Origin of the sequence: Clostridium frigidicarnis (assembly GCF_900111985.1) — a bacterium.
In the GTDB taxonomy this organism is placed as follows: Bacteria; Bacillota; Clostridia; order Clostridiales; family Clostridiaceae; genus Clostridium_Z; species Clostridium_Z frigidicarnis.
In genome coordinates, this window is record NZ_FOKI01000009.1 from 25385 (window position 1) to 47003 (window position 21619).

At 29.2% G+C, this 21619-nt stretch carries 21 protein-coding genes and 3 pseudogenes; 2 read left to right on the forward strand and 22 right to left on the reverse strand.

Features of this window, described 5'->3' with window-relative positions:
• Positions 1-33 precede the first annotated feature (33 nt).
• From gltS to BM119_RS20205, 8 genes and pseudogenes are all read right to left on the reverse strand, one after another.
• Entirely contained in the window at positions 34-1266 is a 1233-nt protein-coding gene (gene gltS / locus BM119_RS07285) for a sodium/glutamate symporter (RefSeq protein ID WP_090040189.1), read from the reverse strand.
• A 240-nt stretch (positions 1267-1506) separates the two neighbouring features.
• Positions 1507-1743 carry a helix-turn-helix transcriptional regulator gene (locus BM119_RS07290; protein WP_090040190.1) on the reverse strand — a complete coding sequence of 79 codons (237 nt, stop codon included), beginning with the start codon at positions 1741-1743 and terminating at the stop codon, positions 1507-1509.
• A gap of 151 nt (positions 1744-1894) precedes the next feature.
• Positions 1895-3205, reverse strand: coding sequence for an ABC transporter permease (locus BM119_RS07295; RefSeq protein WP_090040192.1), 1311 nt, complete (start codon positions 3203-3205; stop codon positions 1895-1897).
• Positions 3206-3222: 17 nt separating this feature from the next.
• Positions 3223-4539, reverse strand: coding sequence for an ABC transporter permease (locus BM119_RS07300; RefSeq protein ID WP_177199336.1), 1317 nt, complete (start codon positions 4537-4539; stop codon positions 3223-3225).
• Positions 4529-5209: an ABC transporter ATP-binding protein gene (locus BM119_RS07305; RefSeq protein WP_090040195.1), complete on the reverse strand. Its 681-nt coding sequence runs from the start codon at positions 5207-5209 to the stop codon at positions 4529-4531. Before BM119_RS07305 ends, BM119_RS07300 begins: the two co-directional genes overlap by 11 nt.
• A 928-nt stretch (positions 5210-6137) precedes the next feature.
• Positions 6138-6242 (reverse strand): annotated as a pseudogene (locus BM119_RS19580) (LysR family transcriptional regulator); the annotation flags it as partial.
• A gap of 6 nt (positions 6243-6248) precedes the next feature.
• Positions 6249-7733, reverse strand: a complete 1485-nt coding sequence (locus tag BM119_RS07310) for a beta propeller repeat protein (protein WP_090040197.1) — start codon at positions 7731-7733, stop codon at positions 6249-6251.
• Between the two features lie 284 nt (positions 7734-8017).
• A pseudogene (locus BM119_RS20205) lies at positions 8018-8129 on the reverse strand (ATPase); the annotation flags it as partial.
• Between the two features lie 514 nt (positions 8130-8643).
• On the opposite strand from BM119_RS20205, the gene BM119_RS07325 reads away from it, so the two are divergent.
• A complete protein-coding gene (locus BM119_RS07325) occupies positions 8644-9135 on the forward strand; it encodes a helix-turn-helix transcriptional regulator (RefSeq protein WP_177199337.1) in 492 nt (163 codons plus the stop codon).
• A 15-nt stretch (positions 9136-9150) separates the two neighbouring features.
• Positions 9151-9519 carry a GyrI-like domain-containing protein gene (locus BM119_RS07330; RefSeq protein ID WP_177199338.1) on the forward strand — a complete coding sequence of 123 codons (369 nt, stop codon included), beginning with the start codon at positions 9151-9153 and terminating at the stop codon, positions 9517-9519.
• A 170-nt stretch (positions 9520-9689) separates the two neighbouring features.
• On the opposite strand, the gene BM119_RS07335 is transcribed toward BM119_RS07330, so the two are convergent.
• The 14 genes and pseudogenes from BM119_RS07335 to BM119_RS07400 all read right to left on the reverse strand — a co-directional run bounded on the left by BM119_RS07335 (position 9690) and on the right by BM119_RS07400 (position 21610).
• Complete coding sequence (locus BM119_RS07335) at positions 9690-9947, reverse strand: CD3324 family protein (protein WP_090040202.1); 258 nt, start codon at positions 9945-9947, stop codon at positions 9690-9692.
• A gap of 58 nt (positions 9948-10005) precedes the next feature.
• A complete protein-coding gene (locus BM119_RS07340; protein ID WP_090040204.1) occupies positions 10006-10917 on the reverse strand; it encodes a PhzF family isomerase in 912 nt (303 codons plus the stop codon).
• 126 nt (positions 10918-11043) lie between these two features.
• A complete protein-coding gene (locus BM119_RS07345) occupies positions 11044-11610 on the reverse strand; it encodes an ATPase (protein WP_090040206.1) in 567 nt (188 codons plus the stop codon).
• Position 11611: 1 nt separating this feature from the next.
• Positions 11612-11776 (reverse strand): hypothetical protein, encoded by a 165-nt coding sequence (locus BM119_RS19785; RefSeq protein WP_090040207.1) that lies wholly within the window; start codon positions 11774-11776, stop codon positions 11612-11614.
• Positions 11777-12018: 242 nt separating this feature from the next.
• Positions 12019-12429 (reverse strand): peptide deformylase, encoded by a 411-nt coding sequence (locus BM119_RS07355; protein ID WP_090040209.1) that lies wholly within the window; start codon positions 12427-12429, stop codon positions 12019-12021.
• Positions 12430-12601: 172 nt separating this feature from the next.
• The gene (locus tag BM119_RS07360) at positions 12602-13060 is read right to left on the reverse strand and encodes a GNAT family N-acetyltransferase (protein WP_090040210.1); all 459 of its coding nucleotides are present in this window, start codon (positions 13058-13060) and stop codon (positions 12602-12604) included.
• A gap of 638 nt (positions 13061-13698) precedes the next feature.
• Positions 13699-15894: a catalase/peroxidase HPI gene (gene katG / locus BM119_RS07365; protein WP_090040212.1), complete on the reverse strand. Its 2196-nt coding sequence runs from the start codon at positions 15892-15894 to the stop codon at positions 13699-13701.
• A 49-nt stretch (positions 15895-15943) separates the two neighbouring features.
• Positions 15944-16198: pseudogene (locus tag BM119_RS20570) on the reverse strand (hypothetical protein); the annotation flags it as partial.
• Positions 16189-16389 (reverse strand): hypothetical protein, encoded by a 201-nt coding sequence (locus BM119_RS07375; protein ID WP_090040214.1) that lies wholly within the window; start codon positions 16387-16389, stop codon positions 16189-16191. The pseudogene BM119_RS20570 and the gene BM119_RS07375, both read right to left, overlap by 10 nt.
• 86 nt (positions 16390-16475) lie before the next feature.
• Positions 16476-17219 (reverse strand): hypothetical protein, encoded by a 744-nt coding sequence (locus BM119_RS07380; protein WP_090040215.1) that lies wholly within the window; start codon positions 17217-17219, stop codon positions 16476-16478.
• Positions 17220-17400: 181 nt separating this feature from the next.
• Positions 17401-19266, reverse strand: coding sequence for an FtsX-like permease family protein (locus BM119_RS07385; protein ID WP_090040217.1), 1866 nt, complete (start codon positions 19264-19266; stop codon positions 17401-17403).
• Complete coding sequence (locus BM119_RS07390) at positions 19266-20012, reverse strand: ABC transporter ATP-binding protein (RefSeq protein ID WP_090040218.1); 747 nt, start codon at positions 20010-20012, stop codon at positions 19266-19268. The genes BM119_RS07385 and BM119_RS07390 overlap by 1 nt, the downstream gene beginning before the upstream one ends.
• A gap of 14 nt (positions 20013-20026) precedes the next feature.
• On the reverse strand, positions 20027-20461 hold the full coding sequence (locus BM119_RS07395; RefSeq protein ID WP_090040220.1) for an undecaprenyl-diphosphate phosphatase: 435 nt from the start codon (positions 20459-20461) through the stop codon (positions 20027-20029).
• Positions 20462-20623: 162 nt separating this feature from the next.
• The gene (locus BM119_RS07400; RefSeq protein WP_090040222.1) at positions 20624-21610 is read right to left on the reverse strand and encodes a sensor histidine kinase; all 987 of its coding nucleotides are present in this window, start codon (positions 21608-21610) and stop codon (positions 20624-20626) included.
• Between the last annotated feature and the right edge of the window lie 9 nt (positions 21611-21619).

The window sequence follows — 21619 nt, forward strand, 5'->3', positions numbered from 1 at the left end:
GTTCTTAAATCTATTAATGTTTCTTTTTCAATACTATTTAAAAAAATTCATAAAGAAAACAATAGTTGGAATACCTATAAGATCAATTAGAAACGCTCCAACTAATGGAACTATTAAAAAGGACTTTGGAGATGGACCATATTTTTCAGTAACAGCTCCCATATTAGCTATAGCATTTGGAGCAGCACCAAGTCCATGTCCTGCCATACCTGCTGCCATAACCGCTGCATCGAAGTCTTTTCCAATAAACTTGAATACAACAAATATTGCATATAATATCATAAATACTACTTGTGCTATAACTATTATTAGTAATGGTCCTGCAAGTCCTGTAAGTTCCCACAATTTCAATGTCATTAATGCCATTGATAAGAAAATTCCAAGGGACGTGTTGCCCATTAAATCTATTGTGTAATAATCAAGTTTAGTAATATGTTTTTTATCATTTATATTTCTAAAAACTACTGCTACAAACATAGCACCTACATATCCTGGTAAAGAAAGTCCTGTAGCTTCCGAAAACCACTCGCTAGCAATAGCTCCAATTGTCATACATACAGTTATTACAGCCATATGAGTCATAACCACATTTGTTGTGATTCTTGTATTTTCTGTATCACTTACCACATTTTCAAAAGATTCTACGTCATATTTATCTGTTGTGGTAGGTTTCAATTTATACTTATCTATTAAATACTTTGCAATAGGCCCCCCTATAATCCCCCCAAATATAAGCCCAAAAGTGGCAGCAGCTATAGCTACTGTGGTAGATCCGCTAACCCCCATAGCTTCAGCAGTTTTTCCAAAAGCTGCAGCTCCAGCATGTCCACCTTCCATTGAAACTGAACCTGCCATAATACCAAACATAGGGTGAATTCCAGTAATCTTTGCAAATATAACACCTACAACATTCTGCGAAATAGCAAGTATTCCACAAAGAATCCAATATATAATTAAACATTTTCCTCCCTTTTTAAGTAATTTAAAACTTGCTCCAAGTCCAATAGTTGTAAAGAAAGCTATCATGAACGGCGATTGAAAAGTTGTATCCATACTAATTGTTATTATCCCACTCTGCTTTAGGACAAAAGCAAATATTGAAAATAACAATCCTCCAATTACAGGAGCAGGAATACAAAACTTCCTAAAAAAGTTTATCTTCTTTATAAGAAAGTATCCTAATAGCAATAATAAAATTGCAATTGCTAAGGTTGCTACCATATCAACCTTAAGAGTAAGTAAACCATCTACTAATTCTGTTTTCATAGTTTTTCTCCCTTCTTATGTTCTTTATGTAAATGGTTTTTATGTCTTTTACTAGTGTAATTAATTATGTATCATAAAATTTAGTTTATTATTTCAGCAAATATGTGTAAACCATTTCATTACATATATTTTACCATATGTTCCATTGTTTTTAAACAAAAAACTACAATAAGATCGATATTATTCATTTAATTATATTACTATATATATTCAGTAAAAAAATCAGTAAAAGAATGCCATTTAAATTCCTCCTCTACTTTGCTCTGCTCTAGATTTTCTTTTACTTTCTTCAAATAAAAAAATTTCTTCTATATTACTATTAAATACTTTAGCAATGTCATAAGCCAACCATATAGAAGGTTCAAACTTCTCTGTTTCAATAGCGTTAATTGCTTGTCTTGATACTCCTACAAGTTTACCTAATTGTTCTTGAGTTATTCCTAAATGTTCACGAAATTGTTTTATTTTATTTTTCATTAAATATCACCTCTGTAATGTTTACCTTACACTGTGAATATAGCATTACTTTTAATTTACATCAAGTCAACCTTACATAACATATAATAAAAAAACAGCAATAATTCCTTTCAATTTTATTGCTGTTTTTTATTATTAATTTATATCTTTTTTATTCACATCCTAAGGAATCTACTGGATCAAGCTTTGCAGCTCTTCTAGCTGGTAATAAACCTGCTAGAATTGTAATTACTACTGATAACGCTATTGTTACCAAAACCATATTTACTGGAAAAGATATAAAATTAGTCATACCTTCTCCGGTTTTTGAGTTTATCATATTTACCAATATTTTATCTAATCCTAAAGATATTAATAACGCTATTATTATTCCAAACGCTGCTCCCAAAAATCCAAAAACTCCAGATTGAACTAAGAATATATATTGTATAGTTGATCTTGAAGCTCCTTGAGCCTTCATTATACCTATGCTTTTTGTTTTTTCATATACTGCCATAGTCATTGTATTAACAACTCCAATACATGATACAAGCAATACAATAACTGCTCCTATTATAAGAAGGAATTCAAATATTTTTGATTGTTGTTCCATTGATTCTGCTAAAGCAACGGAATCTGTTGTTACATATCCTAGATCTCTTACCTTTTCAGCTGTATCTTTTACTAAATTAAAATCTTTAACTTCTACAGATACTTCTGAATATCCTTCATTCTCTATAAAGTTCTTTTCCCCTGTATAAAATTCATTAATTTTTGAAATTGTATCATTAGATACTACAATAGAATTATTGTAATTATAATCTGAATTAATAACACCTGCTATTTCAAATTTTAGAATTAAAGGTTCTTTGCTACTAATATCCTTTGGCATTTCTGAGATTACCTCAAATTCTTTTCCTATTACAGAGTTAAAGTCTGTAATTCCCATTTTCTTTAGGTATTTTTGTCCTACAAGAACCATATTATTTTCACCGTTTTCTATAGTTCTACCTGCAATAATAGGATCAGTAATATCTTTATTTTTTCTATTTGTGTCTGTTTTTACTGCATTTATTTCTGCATTTAAAAATATTGTTTCACCAGGATTAATGCCTATTACTTCAACAGATTTTCCTTCTTTATCATCTAATTTTGTCTTTGTAGCTTGAGATTTTGTTATTGATTTCAAAGAATTTACAGATTCAAAATTCTTTAATTTATCAATTACATTAGAATCTATTTTCTTCTCAATTTGTTCAGAATCTGATGATTTTGAAGCCTCCTTATTGTCTATCTTAATTATCTTATATTCATCTTTATTTTGAAATCTTTCTTCTGTATATTTTCTAAAACCATTTCCTAGTCCAAATACTAGTACTAAAAGCATAACTCCTATAGCAATACCACTAGAAGTTAAAAAAGTACGAAACTTTCTTTTTTTAATATCATTAATAGCCATATCTATACAATCATTAAACTTCATTTTTATACCGCCTTTCTTTAGCTATTCAAAGCTTCAACTGGATCCAATTTAGAAGCTTTTTTAGCTGGATAAATTCCTGCTATTATTGATATAAACATTGCAAAAGCTAAAGCTCCTAAAATAAGCCATGTTGGTAGTGTGAAATTTAGTCCTATATCTCCTACTCCACCTTCTGAATTTAAATATGCACTTAATCCAACATTAAATATAAGAGTATTTATAAAGCTAAAAATAATCCCCATAACTCCTCCAACAAATCCAAGTGCTGCTGCTTGAGCACTAAACACAGTAGTTATATTATTTTTGCTTGCACCAGTGGCTTTCATTATTCCTATGCTTTTAGTTCTTTCATGTATAACCATTGTCATAGTGTTAACTACTCCTATAGAAGCTACAAATAAGACAATTAATCCCAGTGTTGAAAGAATAAGTTCCATTATTGTCAAGAATGATTTTATTTCTTTTGATAAACTCTCCATTGAGAAACTCATATATTCCATATTAGTTATCTCTTTGCTTATATTTTCAACATCATTAATATCTTTTGCATATATGTTAACAGCGTTATATCCTTTATTCTCAAGATAATTTTTTTGTAATGTTGTATATTCTCCAATACTTTCAACTAGCTTTTCTGAACCAATAATTTGACCAGCTTGTTCAAAATTACTATCAATTATTCCAACAACTACAGCTTTTTTCTCTAAAGGAGACAATTTAATACCAGAACTAGTTTCAGATTTAGTTAATGTTATTTCTTTTCCAACAACTGTATTAAAATCTGTAATACCCATTTCCTCTAATATTTTTTCTCCCACAATAACTTCATTTACATCTGATTTTCCCAAGTTTCTCCCTGAAGATATAAACTCAATATTATCGCCTTTTCTTTTTTTTATTGATGTAATCTCATCAATACCAATTACATTGTAATCAAGATTTACTCCTTGGATAACTACATTTGAATGTGATTTATCGTCTATAGTTAGTTTAGATACAGTACTACTTATTGAGGCAATTATTTCATCTACACCATCTATACCTTTTATTTTTTCAACTGTTTTTAAATCAATCTTTTTACCTAAATCTTCCATATCTAGTTCATCTTTATCTTTATTCTCATCTATATTCTTCATCGGTAAAACTTGGACACTTTTTACATTCCCAATCTGTTTAATTTGATCCATTATGTAGCTTTCAGCACTACTTCCAAGTCCAACTAATGTAACTACCAACATAGTTCCTATGGCTATAGCAAGGGAAGTTAAAAATGTTCTCATTTTTCTTCTCCCTAATTCTTTAAACCCCATTTTAATGGCATCACTAAATTTCATCTTTTGATACCTCCTGAACCTTACCATCTTTTATTCTTACGATTCTTTTTGCTTTTACAGCTTCATCTAGATTATGAGTAACCATTATTATTGTGTAACCTTCCTCATTAAGAGAATTTAAAAGTTTCATTATGTTTTCTCCATTTTTACTATCTAAAGCCCCTGTAGGCTCGTCTGCAAATATTATTTTAGGAGTATTAACTAAAGCCCTTGCAATACTTACTCTTTGTCTTTGTCCACCTGACATTTCTGAAGGTTTATGCTTTACTTTATCTTCAAGTCCTACCATTTTAAGAGCCTTAGATGCTTTATCTTTTCTTTCCTTTTTACTAATTCCTGCAAAAATCAAAGGCATCATTACATTTTCAAGAGCTGTTTGGGTATTTTCTAAATTAAACGCCTGAAATACAAAACCAATTGTCTGATTTCTATACTTAGACATTTGTTTATCTTTTAATTTACTTATATCTTTTCCATCTACTAATATACTTCCTGATGTAGGTGTATCTAATCCCCCTACAAGATGCATTAATGTCGATTTTCCTGAACCAGATGGCCCTACTATAGATACAAACTCACTTTCATTTATCTTAATACTTACATCATCTAATGCTACAACCTTTTCCTTTCCCATTTTATAAATTTTAGAAACGTTTTTAACTTCAATCATTTTTACAAATCCTCCTCGATATATTTTAATTAATCCATTATTAAATTTTTTAATGGATCATAGAGTTAAAACTATCTTTATAAGTGATGCTACTAATATGTTTAATGTCGAAACTTTAAAGTTATCAACGCCTGTGAAAAACTTAACATTTATATGTAAATTAACCTCTTTATGAAAATTTCAACTTATAATTTTGATAAGATTCTCACATTTTAATACATAATTTTATCTATTTTTACAATTGTCTCAAGAAAAACGACAATACTATTCTATCATAAAAGTAAAATCCAGTGCAAGTTGTTAATAAAATACATATAATTTATTGTATAAATCGTTTTTTTATTTATATAATTATATAAATTTCCACACATGTATAAATAAAAATACTATATCATATAAAAGAAATTTAGATTTGTTTTTCAAAAATAATATATATTAAAGAAATGATTTATTGAAAAGTTGCTTTATCACATTGTTAATTGTGTTTATCTTTTATTTTACACTATATAGTATATTAGGATTTTAAAATATAATCGTGCTTTTAGTCACTATAGTATATGCTTATTAAACCTTTTAAAAAAGCACATAAATAATTTTCATTACTTTAAGAAATTTGATTTGTCCATATTAAAATCATTATATAATAATACCTTTATAACTTATATATTTTACTTAAGCTACCAAATATAATAAAAATACTTTTATAATGTTTTGGAGATTAGATAAATGATAATAGCAAAAAATAGTACTGGAAATTCACTTTATTCCAGTACTATTTTTTATTTATTTGATTTTAACTTTGTTTTATCAATAGTTTTAAATATTCTAAATATGCTAATTACCCTGATGACTTTTTATACTCTATCATAACCCTCATTTTCGACGGTTGTATTCTTACACCTATATAGCACAGAAAAAAGGGTAAACCTTTTAAATTTTTAACAACTAAATCTTTATTCATAATTTTAGGTTCAATAGTAAAGATAATATCTAACTCTCCACTATATAATTTGCTTCTTAAATCGCTACAAATTTAACACTAATTATTATTCTTTTTTACTTCTTTTATAAACTCCCATGTTATTCCTTGATCTTTTGATTGATATAAGGCTTTGCAACCACCATTATAATCGCCATCTGCTCCTTGTCCAACTAGCATATTAAGAGTTCTATCTTGCTCATAAGGCATACCTGGAAAATCAAAAGGACTTATAGTTGCACCATTGTCTAATTTTACTTCATGCACTGGGAAAACTACTTTTTTATAAGATACACCTCCGTTTTCTGTACGATATAACTCTCCATTAGAGCCACCACTATGAGATAAACATAAAAATCCAAGTTTATCATTTATAAAAGTTATTCCTGATGCCCAACCACTACTTCCTAGGAATGGATCATCATTTATTACTTTCCATTCTTTCCCACCATCAACAGTACCACTTATAGAATAAAATCTGCTGCCTGCTGCCGCTCCTGTAATGTCTAAGCGATAACCAACTTCCTTTGATAGATAAAATTCTTCATTATCTTTATTTGATTTTTGTGAATTCTTTTCAATATTACTTTCTTTTGGAGGAGTTGTCGATTTACTCCAATCTGAATTACATTTTAAATTATATCTAACAGGAGTATATTCATTCTCTTTTCCTGGTACAAATACAGATACAGTATATCCAATTATTTCAGACGTAGTATTTATTACTGGTTGTTTATTTCCTTTTTCATCAACATTAACAATTCCATCTGTATTAAATCCCCAATTCCTTTTCCCATAATAAACCAACCCATACTCACTTTCTTTCCACTCACTTACTGTGTCCTCAATAGAAATAGCCTTAACTGTACTAATTAGTGGTTCTAAGAGTTTATCATCATTATAATCAGCATTTACTTTTCTATTTAACTCTAATGTAATATCCTTTGATTTCTTCTTATCATAATAGATTAAATAAGTCTCTTCTTTACCCTTATCATTTTTTCCATAAACAAATGTTTCAAATGATATGATTGTTCCATCTGAATTAAAATTAATATTAAAACCATTTGACATATATACTTTATCTGGTAAATTGTATTTTTTGCTAATATCATTAAAAATACCTTCAACCCCATCTTTATATACATTATTATGCTCAAAATTCACAGACTTTTTGTTTTTAACATCATCTATAAACCATGAAAGTTTACCACTATAATTTCTTGCGCTGTTATAAATCCTTACTCCATAAACTGATGTTATTCCAACAATAATTATAATAGAAATACATCTCCATGCAATTTTGTAACCGGATCTTCTAGCCTCCTCTTCTTCATTTTCCATCTTTTTCATAACTCTAATTGAGGTAAATATAATTATAGCTATAAAAAACACTATGCACGCTAATAAAATAGAAGTATTCTTATTCATTCTTCCAAACCTACACAACAAAGTTAATTCATAACAAAAAAGCCAGTATACAATTATTAATATTGGATTTGTTACTAATGATATAAACAATCTTTTTATAAATTTTTTAAACATTCCATCTCACCACCATCACCTTTTCTTACTTCTATTAGCGTATATATCGGTGTATCTCATTTTTATGAATATGTATATTATTTACATATTGAAAACTAGTTCATACTGAGTTTTTATTTTTTGGATTTCCCTATACCTGTAATATATGCAAATAGAATTCTCCAATCTTTATAATGAAAACCAGTATAATTATCACTTTAAGATATAATTAATATATTTTCAATTTCAAGTTTCTATTATATTTTTTATATAAATATAGCTAGTAAAACTTAATACATTTTACTAGCTACTATCTCATCAGTATTTATTCCTTTTTCCTCTTTATTTTTATTATAATATATATATTGATTTTTTTCCAGCACCATTTACGCCTGCAAAAATTGTATAAGTTGGCATATTATTTACCTATTACCTTTGATTGTTCTTTTTGTAGAACAAGGTTTGATAAAGTCATATAAAAATCTTGTTCTTCTTTTGTTTTTGTATTTTTAAATAAATCTTTTAACTGACTATATGAGTAATTAATAAAAATATCATATAGGTTATTGTCTTTATTTTCCGAATCAATTCCTCCTGCAGAAAAACTACTTATACATTATTATATAACAACGCCTAAAAATAATAAACCCACTACTTTTGAGTTTTGTTTCTCCACATATACGCCTCCCCGTACCATAATGAAGAAACCTATACTTTTCCACCATAGATTATAATCAGCTTCTTTTCTTCAAATGCTTTTTATAGCTATCAACTTTACTTATATTAAGATTATCAAAAATATTCTTTGAATATACAGATTTAGAATAATAAGCTCCTATCATGTTACAGTAAAAATATGATAAAAAATATCAAGTATTTCTAACTAGCATATTGTATTATTTAGATAGAAAGTAAAAAGGAGGATGCATTCTTGAGCTATTATATTAATCTTCAAAAATCAATCAACTATATTGAGAGTAATTTAAAAAATAATATTGAGTTAGAACAAATATCTAAAGTAGCCGGCTACTCACTTCCACACTTTTATAGAGTGTTCAGTGCAATTGTTGGATGCCCAGTTAAGGAATATGTGCGTAAAAGAAGGCTTAGTAATGCAATGTTTGATATAGTAACGTCAAAAAAGAGTATAACTGAAATAGCTTTTGAATATGGTTTTGAATCTCATGAAGCCTTTACGAGATCTTTTAAATTGGCTTATGGCGCGCCGCCAAGTAGATTTCGAAAAGCTCAGGTAGAGCCAGCCCTCTACGAAAAGATTAATTTGCTTTCAAAAAATAATGAAGATGGAGTGATAATATTGAAACCAGAAATTATTTGTAAAGATGAGATACTACTTTTAGGTATAGCAAGAAAAATCAATCAAAGCGAAAACATAAAATTTTCTCTTTTATCAAAAGTGTAAAAAGAATTCATGGAAATGGTAAATACTATTGAGAACAGGGTGAATAAGGAATTGTATTATGCTGCATATGATTATAATCCGGAAGATATAAGTAAGGAAGATGATGATATAAATTACACTTATTTTTATTGTGTTGAAGTATCAGAATATAAAAACATTGCTTTTGGTATGGTGAAAAAGATTTTACCTCAAGCAAAATATGCTGTTTTTAATTATGATACTAAGAATAATACTTTAAATGGTGAAAGCTTAAGTCAATCAGTCTATGATTATATTGATGGTGTTTGGCTTCCTAATTCTGGATTTGAACTTGCTGAAACTTCTGACTATGAGGTAATTAATCAAAATGAAAACTGCATCCATTATTACATTTCTATAAAGTAATTTTAAATCTAACTTTAAGCAACAGCAATATCTCTATGATTTTGCGGTCTCACTATACCTTTTATACTCATTGAAGAACTGTATTAGATATCGACTTGTAAAATCATAAACGAAAATGTGCCACCCAATACAAATTAGGTAGCACATTTTCTATTATGATATCTTCTTTTTTATGAAATAATTCTTTGTATAGTTTTTGGTGACAAATAATATCTTTCTAAAAGGCTTTGTAGAGATATTCCCGATAAATAATCTTCATATATCCTATCATTTCTAATCAAAAGTTCCTCTTTGCTTTGGGTTAGCTCTCCCCATACCATTTTATTCTTTTCTTTCTTGTGTATATAAATGTATTCGCCATCCACGTATTGTTGAATTATTTTTAATATATCTTCAGGGAAAATGTCCCTGGCATTTGCATATCTCATTATATGCTCCTCCTAAATTTAATTCTATTTTAGGATTGAGCAAAGGCTATTTTATATTTTAATCATTTAATAATAATTCGGATTTAAATATTATCACAGCATTTCCAGAAACTTTAATTTCAACAGGTTCTTTATTTTCTATCTTTACCTCAACTTCAATAATACCTGGTCGCTTTATAGCTTCACCCTGCATAGCCTTAAATTTAAGTAAAGAATTATTGTGCTTAAGAAGATTGTGATGAACAAGATATGCACCCAAAGGACCATTTGCATTGCCAGTAACAGGATCCTCATTAATACCTATTGCAGGTGCAAACATTCTGCCCTGTATTAAAATGTCACTATCCTGTGAGTTTGCCGTGAAAACATAATATCCATTACATTTAATAATCTTACTTAACTTAGAAAGTGCATAATAATCCGGCTGCAATGTATTTAAAATTTCAATACTTTTTATACCAACCATAACCTTAGAATGACCTGTTGAGACAATCTGAATTTCATAGTTTTCCAGCAAATCACTATTTTTTATATTAAGTGCTGCTAAAAGTTCTTCTTTATTTATGCCATCAATAATGGTGCCAAATTCAATTTTACCCTGTGTCATAACAATTTTATAATCCTGATTTTCCTTTATTATGTCAACAGGTAAAATTCCAGCACCTGTTTTATGATAAACCTTTGAAGTATCCAGTCTATTTTCAATAGCACGAGCATAATGAGCAGCAATAGTTGCATGCCCACAGATTGGCACTTCATTTGTTGGAGTAAAAAAACGTATATGAGCATCATACTCACTGCTATTTGAAGAAAAGATAAAGGCTGTCTCAGAATTATTAAGTTCCCTAGCTATTTTCTGCATTTCATAATCAGTTAACCCATCTGCATTTGTTATTACTCCTGCTGGATTTCCTGTGAATTTTTCCTTTGTAAACGAATCAATTTGATATAAATTATATTTTCTTGTCATGATTTGCCCCCATAAATATATTATAAATTCAATGGATTAATTTTAAATCTCATCCATACGATGATTATACTTACAATTATATTTTTTATATAAATATAGCTAGTAAAACTTAATACATTTTACTAGCTACTTTTGTAATATATCATTTGCCCATGTTGGTATTTTTTTATCTACCCATATAATACTACCATTTTGAAAGTCAATAATTTCTCTAAACATCTCCGTATTATCATATATATTTATTTCATCACATATTTCAATAACATTCTTTAAGTTATTTAAAGAATCATAATATCTTCTTTCTATATCTTCATCAGGTATTCCATGTCCTCCCTTACTAACTCTAAAACTAACTCTTTCCTTTGCGACTTTAGGACTCTCTACACCTATATAATTTATGACCACATAAAATCCATTTTCTTTTGCTAATTTTATATTTCTAATTATACTTTTACCTGATAGTGTTGTTTCTTGGTTAAATGATACTCCTTCTAAAATATATCTTTTAATTAATTTTACTGCTTCTCTTGCACATTTTATTTGAAGATTATTATCTTTCCAAGAACCAATTCTAGCTACCATTTCATCGGTATTTATTCTTTTCTCATCTTTATTTTCATTATAATATATAGATTTATATATTGAAGTTTTCCCTGCTCCATTAACACCTGCAAAAATTGTATAAGTTGACATATTATTTACCTATTACCTTTGATTGTTCTTTTTGTAGAACAAGATTTGATAAAGTCATATAAAAATCTTGTTCTTCTTTTGTTTTTGCATTTTTAAATAGATTCTTTAATTGACTATAAGAATAATTAACAAAAATATCATATAAATTATTATCTTTATTTTCCATATCAAATTCCTCCTAACGAAATTCTATTTATACATTATTATATACCAGAAGATAAAAATAATAAACTAATCTCTTTTAATTTTGCTTCCCTACAGATACGATTCACCGTACCATAAGTAAAAAAATTAGATTTCCCCATATACAACTATAATTAATATTTTTATGAACTCATTGATTGATTTATAAATTAATGAAAACAGGACCTACCTTCTCTTATAGCAAGTCCTGTTTTCATTATACAATTAAATTATTATACCTTCAAAATGATCCATTTCATGTTGAATTATTTGTGCCGTAAATCCAGTAAATACTTGCTTTTGCTTCTTAAAATTTCTATCAAGATACTCCACCTCTATCATTTCATATCTCTTTGTTTTTCTAAAGCCAATCAAAGATAAACAACTCTCTTCTGTTTCATAAAGCTTTTCTTTCTTTAATATAACTGGATTTACCATAGGTACAATAAGGTTGCCTACAGTAAATACCAATATACGCTTTTTTACTCCAATCATGTTCCCTGCCAATCCAACACAATGCTCTAAGTTTGCTCTTAATGTATCTATTAAATCATCAATTACTGCTGTATCATTTTTAGTTGCCTCTTCTGATTTTTGTCCTAAAAACAATATATCTTTTACAATTGGTTTTATCATCTTTTATCTTTAGTGAGAGTGTGTATTACAAGTACCAAACCCTCACTAAAACTCACTTCCTTTCGTTTTATACTTTTTTCTGTGTACAACACATTGATAACTTTGTTGATAATTCGTCATATTTGAATATTGTGAATTAATATAACTTCTGATTATGCTTATTTTGTAGGAGTTAGAGGAACTTATTCATTGATGTATAATTTGATACTTGAAATCCAAGATTTTCATATAATGGTTTCCCTTTTTCAGTGGACATTAAATCAACTGCGGCAACGCCTAATAGCTTTGCTTCCGATAAAAGTTCAGTCATAACTTTCGTTGCAATGCCTTTTCCCCTATATTGAGGGTATGTAAAAACATTGTATACCGTACCGACAAGATATGATGAAAACGCTATCAGCGGAGGTCTTTCCACAATTGACATAAATGCAGTTGCTAATACTTCATTTTCATCCTCGGCAATGATAGCAATAAATCCCTTGTTAAGGTGTTGAGTAAAATATTCTTCTAACTTCGTTCTAATATCTTGCACTTCTTCCGAAGAAGATACCCCTTTTTCTGCAAACAGGTATTCCATACGAATCTTTATTAGGAGGTCAATATCCTCTTTAAACGTTTTTCTTATTTTCATGTTTTTCACCACCTTATATTTATAATCTTCAGTTCGCACTTTTCTGCCATTGCGACTTACTTTATACTTTTTAATTTTTCAATTTCACTAAGCAATGAAAATATCAATACTATTATTCTGTAGCTGGATTTTTTATATTTATATCACTTTTCTCATGACTTTCATTTTTAGAAAACTCTCTAAGAATTTTACACATATTAAACTATTTTTTTTAATAATTTTGTTTCTCCATATATATACTTCACCGTACCATATGGTATACTCTTCCTAGTATACAGTATATTTAATCTTATATTCAACTTCAAATTAATAATATAATTTTTTCAAAGTAAAAAGCTATAAAAGTCATATTAAGCTTTTATAGCCTTCTAATTTATTCTAGAGTATTTTTTATTTCTTCTATTGTTGGTAATGTCCCCTACTTTATACTAACATCATTATTCATTTTAAATTGCTTATTAAAATCTACTCTTTCATTCATAATACATTCCTCAAATGTAATTTCCATAAGTTGTCATAACCATTTTTATGAGAATAAGTTATTATAAAATTTTTTTCAATAATAATTTTATTATTTTTTCTAATAATTTTTTCTTCAGATATTAGCCAAAAATAGCTAGCTAAAATTTAATAAATACTTATTCTTTAATATCAAAACGATCTGCATTCATTACCTTATTCCATGCTGTTACAAAATCTTGTATGAACTTTTCTTCATTGCCATTAGATGCATAAACCTCTGCAACTGCACGAAGTTGTGAGTTTGAACCGAATATAAGGTCAACTCTTGTTGCTGTCCACTTCACACCTCCTGTTTGCCTATCATAACCTACAAACATTTCCTTAATATCAGGTAAAGCCTTCCACACAGTATTAATATCAAGAAGATTTACAAAGAAATCATTTGTAAGAGATTCTTCTCTATTGGTAAACACCCCCTCCTGTGACTGCTTATAATTAGTGTTTAACACACGCATACCACCAACTAATACTGTCATTTCTGGAATAGTTAATGATAATAGTTGCGCTCTATCTATTAACATTTCATCTGATGTTACTTCATAATTATCTTTCATATAGTTTCTAAATCCATCTGCCTTAGGTTCAAGTACATTAAATGACTTTATATCCGTTTCCTCTTGGGTTGCATCTGTACATCCTGGAATAAAAGGAACCGTTATGTTGTACCCTGCATTTTTTGCTGCTTGCTCTATCCCAACACATCCACCTAATACAATAATATCAGCTAAAGAAACCTTCTTATCCTTTGAGTGTGAACTATTAAAACTAATTTGAATCTTTTCTAATGCTTTTAATATCTTGTTAAGTCTTTCTGGCTCATTAACTTCCCATTCTATTTGTGGCTTTAGGCGTATTCTTGCCCCATTTGCTCCTCCACGCTTATCTGACCCACGAAATGTTGATGCAGATTCCCATGCTGTTGTTACAAGGTCTGATATTGATAAGCCTGAATCTAAAATCTTTTTCTTAAGCTCTGAAATATTCTTTTTATTAATCAATCTATAGTTAGCTTTTGGCACTGGGTCTTGCCAAATAAAGCTTTCTTTTGGAACTTCTGGTCCAAGATATCTTGATATTGGTCCCATGTCTCTATGGGTTAATTTGAACCAAGCACGAGCAAAATCCTCCTCAAACTTTTTTGGATTTTCTAGATAATCCTTTGCTATTTCCCTATAAATAGGATCATAAAGTAGAGATAAATCTGCTGTGGTCATCATAGGTCTATGCTTTATTAATGGATTATAGGCATCAACTACCATATCCTCTTCATCCACATCCTTAGCAAGCCATTGGTATGCTCCTGCTGGACTTTTAACTAATTCCCACTGATATTTAAATAATGTTTTTAAGTAACCCATTGTCCACTTTGTTGGCTCTGCCTTCCATGCGCCCTCAAGCCCACTACTTATGGTATCTGGTCCTTTACCAGTTTTATAACTATTTTTCCATCCCAAACCTTGCTGTTCTATAGGTGCAGCTTCTGGCTCTGGTCCAACATAGGTAGGTGATGCAGCACCATGACATTTACCAAAGGTATGTCCACCTGCTATAAGCACAACTGTTTCTTGATCATTCATTGCCATACGAGTGAATGTTTCCCTTACTTCTTTTATTGATGCTCTAGGGTCTGGGTTTCCATTTGGCCCTTCTGGGTTTACATAAATTAATCCCATTTGTACAGCTGCTAGAGGGTTTTTAAGCTCTTTTTCATCTCTATTACGATCCTTCCCCAGCCATTTCTTTTCACTCCCCCAGTAAATATCCTCCTGTGGTTCCCAAACATCCTCTCTTCCACCACCAAAACCAATTGTCCTTAGTCCCATAGATTCAAATGCACAGTTACCTGTTAATATCATAAGATCAGCCCAGGATATTTTATTTCCATATTTCATTTTAATTGGCCAAAGTAAACGACGTGCTTTATCTAGGTTTATATTATCTGGCCAACTATTAAGTGGTGGAAAACGTTGAAGTCCTTGTCCTCCACCTCCTCTACCATCACCAATTCTATAGGTTCCTGCACTGTGCCAAGCCATACGAATAAAGAATGGCCCATAGTGACCATAGTCAGCTGTCCACCATTCTTGTGAGTCTGTCATCAACTTATATAAATCATTCTTTAGTTCATAATAATCTAATTTCTCAAATTCTTCGGCATAGTTAAAATCATTAGACATAGGATTGCTTTTTTTACAGTTTTGACGAAGAACATTAAGCTTAAGCTGGTTTGGCCACCAATACTCATTAGTAGTTCCTTCTCCTGCTACTGCTTTACTTGTTCTTCCTGTCATAGGACATTTTGCTTCTGACATAACATTATCCTTTCTTATATAAATACTATTACAGTAATTATATAAATATTTAACTATTACTATGCATTAATTGGTAGATAATGTGTATTAAAGTTTTTTTATCTTTCCATATAATTTTTCCATTTTGAAAGTCAATAATTTCTCTGAACATTTCTGTATTATCATATATATTTATCTCATCACAAATTTCAATAATCTCTTTTAAGTTATTAAGTAAATCATAGTATCTTCTTTCTATATCTTCATCAGTAATTCCATTTCCTCCAATACTTACTCTAAATCTAACTCTTTCCTTTACATTTTCTCATAAGCTAAAGCTAAATAGTAAAGATAAGTTGAAGAGTCCTTATAAGTTTCTAATAAACTTTTATAATACTTAACAACTTCTTTAAAATAAATTTTATCATATTTATTACTCTTCTTTAATGCTTGCTCTTTAATTAAATAGATATCACTAGTGTAAGCTTCTCCAGTATCATGGAGCCATAAAATCAACTCCTCTTTACCATCATTATCTAAATCTTTGATGTTATATCCATCACCCTTGAATATATCTGTAAAAACATAAGCATCATTTTCTGCTATACACCTTTAAATCCACTATTTGTAGACCTATCTAAAATTTCTTTTTGTCCTTTCATATAAGCTCCCATATCTACTACTTTTATATCATTGTTTAATAAATTTACAAAACTTTCTATATAACCTATTGTATCTGCGTTATTAACTCCAATCACTCTCTGCCTTAAAAATAAATAATAGTTTTCTTCAAATACAAGCTTAATTGGAAATGCCCCATTAATTGCTGAAACGGTAGGTGCTTCATTTTGTTTAACTTTCTTATTTTCATCATATACCATATTTAAATATATGGCTGGACTTTGTGAAATATCAAAAGTATATTTTTCCTTTAAAGTAATTGACTCTACTAAAACTTCATATCCATTTAAATAACTTGCTGTTATTACATACTTTTCTGAAAACATATCTGGATTAAATATTTCTACAAGTCTTCCATCTCTGTAATCATAAATTGCTGCTATAGCATACCCTCCTGATCCTCCATATTCACCTCTTACCATTATTTCATCTTTTCCATAACCATTAAAATCCCCTAAAAAAAGTTCTAACCCATAGCCACTATAAGGGATTTTTGTAGTTGTAACCGATCCATCTTCTTCATTTATTACTATATCCACATTTTCTACATAGCTACTATCTTTATATAAATAAGTTCCTACTAAAATTACTTTATCATGATTATATTTTTTAATTATACTTCCAACTTTAATGTCTATTATTGTTTGATTAGTTAAATTAGACATATATAAATATTCCTTTTAATTTATTATTACAATCTATAGTATTAACCTTTCTCAATAATGTTTACTCATATTCTATTCATTTTGTTTCTCCACATATATTATTCACTGTGACGGGTATATCATAGATTTTTTAAAGTTGAATTATTTTTATTTTCTTGCCTTACATCTTCTTAATATAATATTATAACAAACTTTTTTTAATCTCTAATAAATAGTTTTTTCTTATAATAAAAAAATAAATAATTTGAGCAATCAACATAGTTCCTATCACCTGTAAAGCTGGTACAGTTATCTTAATGTCAAAAGCATATTTCAAGGAACTAATAGCAAAAGCAAAATGTATCACAGCAACTATATAAGGAAGTAAAAATAATACCCCTATCTCAATATTTAATACCTTCTTTATCTCTGTATAGGTTAATCCAATTTTATTTAACTGCTTATATTTCTTTTTATCCTCAATAACATCCATGTAGCACTTGTTATATAGGAAGCTTCCTGTTGTTACAAAGAAGATAAGTCCAATAAAAATTGCAATAAATAAAAGTACACCATAACCTATTTTAGTACTTTCTAATATATGAGCTTTTAAAAAATTTTTATAAATCTCATCTCCATCATCATCTCCAAAATTACTATAAAAATCATTACAAATATTCAACGTATCCTTATAATTATTTACATTTAGCACCCCAAAGTAACATTTAACCCCGTTTATCTTTTCATATAAATCATCTTTAACTACATACACATCACCATAAAAAGTAGGGATCATTCTTTTATTACTGTTTCCAACAACTTGTAGTTCCATATTATCTAAAATAATACTTTTTCTTTCGCTTCCAATTGAAGGAACAGCTAGTATTGTTTCATTTTCATTAAAAGAAATGGAATTTAAAAATAGTGCTGATGCTAATTTTTTATAGACCTCATCTTTCATTACAACTACCTTTTCTTTATCACCATTAGGAATAATAAACTTTATTTCTTCATTCACCTTAGTATATTCTATTCCATCATTTCTCAATGAATTTTCTATAAAACCAACTTTCAAATCAACTTTAGCTTTATTCATATAAGTATCTGAATAAAAAAAAGCTTGTGGAAAATTTATGTTTATCTGATCCTCTTTATCTCTCCAATAGGCATATACCGATCCTATTGCTGAAAGAGCAACGGTTGATGTTATGGTAATTAAAAAAAACATTCTAGTATTATCTTTTATTCTATATAGTAAGTTGGATACCCATAACACTGTAGTTTTCTTCATATATAAGCGTCTATTTTTCTTTAACAACTTAATTATAAATACACTTAATTGAGAAAATAATAAATAAGTTGCTACGACAACCATAATTGTTACAGGTATTATTCTATAGGGTATTGTATCTTCACTGCATGTAATTGATAGATAATATCCTGCAGCCAATAATCCTACACATATAATTGCAAGAACAACTGAAGCTTTTGGTTCAGGTCTTGGCCTTTTAGTTCCTTTAAGTAAGCTCAAAACCTTATCTTCTTTTATAATAAAAGAGCAGAATGCCGAGATAACTATTCCTATAATTATAAAAGCACTTAAAGTAATTATCATAGCTTTTCCCGGAATATAAAATCCCAATGCATCATATCCTAAAAGCTTTCCACTAGCAGCTAAAAGTATTTTAGAAAAAATCACCCCCAGCAATATACCTACCACCGCAGCTGATGAGCTTATGATCATATTTTCAATACGTATCATTTTCTGCACCTGTTTTTTTGAAGAACCTATGATATAAAGTATCCCAAATTCTTTATACCTGCTTTTTAGAAAAACACTTATTGAATAAAAAACAAAGAAACATAAGAATAAATATGCAATTATTGTTGTCATATTAAGTGCGTTTTTTAAGTAGTTTGGTAGTATACTTACATTAAAATCTGGATGAAATATAATCATAGTGAAAGAAAACAATAACGCTGCTGATATAGTATTGCTTATAAAATAAGCAAAGTAAGCCTTTGCATTTCTCTGCACATTTTTAGTGGCAAACTCCCTTATGTTCATTAGTTTCCACCTCCAAGCAATGCTAGAACATCAATAATTTCTTGATAGAATTGCTGCCTACTATCTCCCCTGTAAATTTCATTATATATAGTCCCATCCTTTATAAATAAAATTCTACTGCAATAGCTGGCGGACAAAGGATCATGAGTTACCATAATTGTGGTTACCTTTTCCTCCTTATTTATTTCCCCAAATAACTCCATTACAGTTTTAGCTGATTTAGAATCTAAGTTACCAGTGGGTTCATCTGCTAGAAGTAAAGTAGGATTATGTACTAATGCCCTAGCAATAGCTGTCCTTTGAGCTTGCCCACCTGATATTTCAAAGGTTCTCTTGTTTATCAAATCTTCTATTCCAAGGATTTTTGATATTCTATTTAGTTCATCATCCTGAGTCTTAACTGCCACTCCATCTAAGGTAAGTGGAAGCACTATATTTTCACCAACTGTTAATGTATCTAACAAATTGAAATCTTGAAACACAAAACCAAGTTCTCTTCTTCTAAATAAAGCAAGCTCCTCGCCCTTAAGCTTCAAAGGATTTTTATCCCTAATTCTTATTTCTCCTGAAGTTGGTTTATCTACTGTTGATATCATATTCAACAGGGTTGTCTTACCACTTCCTGATGGTCCCATAATACCTACAAATTCACCTTCTTCTATAGTAAAACTTACATTATCCAAGGCACTGAATAATACTTTATTACCATATACCTTACTTAAATTACTTACCTCTAAAATTTCCATGCTATTCACCCCCATTATGTTAAACTAATAACCTTAGATAATACTAATACTCCAAGTAAAATACCCGCTGCTACTCTATATATTGCAAATACCTTCAAAGGCTTCTTTTTTAGATAGCCAACAAACTTTTTCATGACAATTAAAGCAACTAAGAAAGCTACAATAACACTTATCCCAAATCTAAAGCCTGTCTTGCCTTCTTTTCCTCTAGTAAATATATACCTAAAGAATTCTATTATACTTTCTTCAATCTTCTTCCAATACAAAACTACTACTGCCATTATCGCTCCTAGTTGAATTACAACTTCAAACATCTTAGCAAATTCTCCCTTAAAACCAATTGCCCATCCAACTAATATCATGTGCCCTGTAGATGATACTGGAATAAATTCAGTTAACCCTTCTACTATAGCAATTAGAATAGCTTTTAATATAAATATTATATCCATACACTGTCACTCCTTTAAAATTATTATCTTGCTGTAAACAGTTTATAATAACACTACACATCTTACTATCTACAAATCTTACAACAATGTGACATGCATGTAAGCTTTTATGTTCTAAATAAAAATAGCAAATAAATAGTTTTGCTATCCATTCGCTATTAATCACATCTGATTTTTAAATTTTATTATCACCTTTGTTCCTTCATTAACAATTGATTCTATGGTTACTTCATGTCCTAAGTTTTTACATACCTCTTTGGTTATATATAATCCCATACCAGTAGACTCACCATATTTACGTCCATTTTCACCGGTAAAGAAAGGATCAAATACCCTTTTTATATCCTTAGTAGAAATTCCTATTCCTTCATCAAGGATATTTAATTTAATTTCTTTTTCACCTTCGTGAGCTTTTATAATTAATTCTTTACCCTTGCCCCGTGAATATTTTACTCCATTAATAATGAGTTGTCCTAATACAAACTTTAACCACTTAGCATCACTATAAACTTCAATGCTTTTATCTATATCAATTCTAGGAATTATTCTGCCTTTTATAAAAATCTTTTTTTCTTCATTTACTGCTTCTCTAGTAAGTTTTTTCAAATTAATTCTTTCTACTAAAAAATCACTTTGGAAGGAATCTAATCTTGCAAAATACATTGCCATATTTAGACCTTCCTTTAGCTTATCAACCTCTTCCTGAATATTATCATACTTTTCTTCGCCCTCGTACTCTTGGAGCTGAAGTTGCATTACTGAAAGTGGTGTCTTCATTTGATGTACCCACTGATTAATAAACCTTAAATGCTCCTTATGAATCTTATCAGATTTTAAATTTTCAGCTTCATATAAGCCATGTAATTCCTTTAATATCTGGGAAACATTTTGACTTAATTCCCCACTGCCAAGTTCTAAAAAAACTTCCTTTAAATCAGTGAATCCACCCTTGAAAAGTCGATATAATTGTCTATTTTGATAGTACCTAAAAATTAGAAAGCCCAGCAGGATGAATGTATTAAACATGAATATATAAATAATCTCACTTAGTTCTATAAACCCATTAAGATTAGAATATACGAAGGTAAGTGCTAAACTTAAAAAATATGTGATGATATACCCTTTATTATCCTTTAAAAACAACTTCATATTATATCC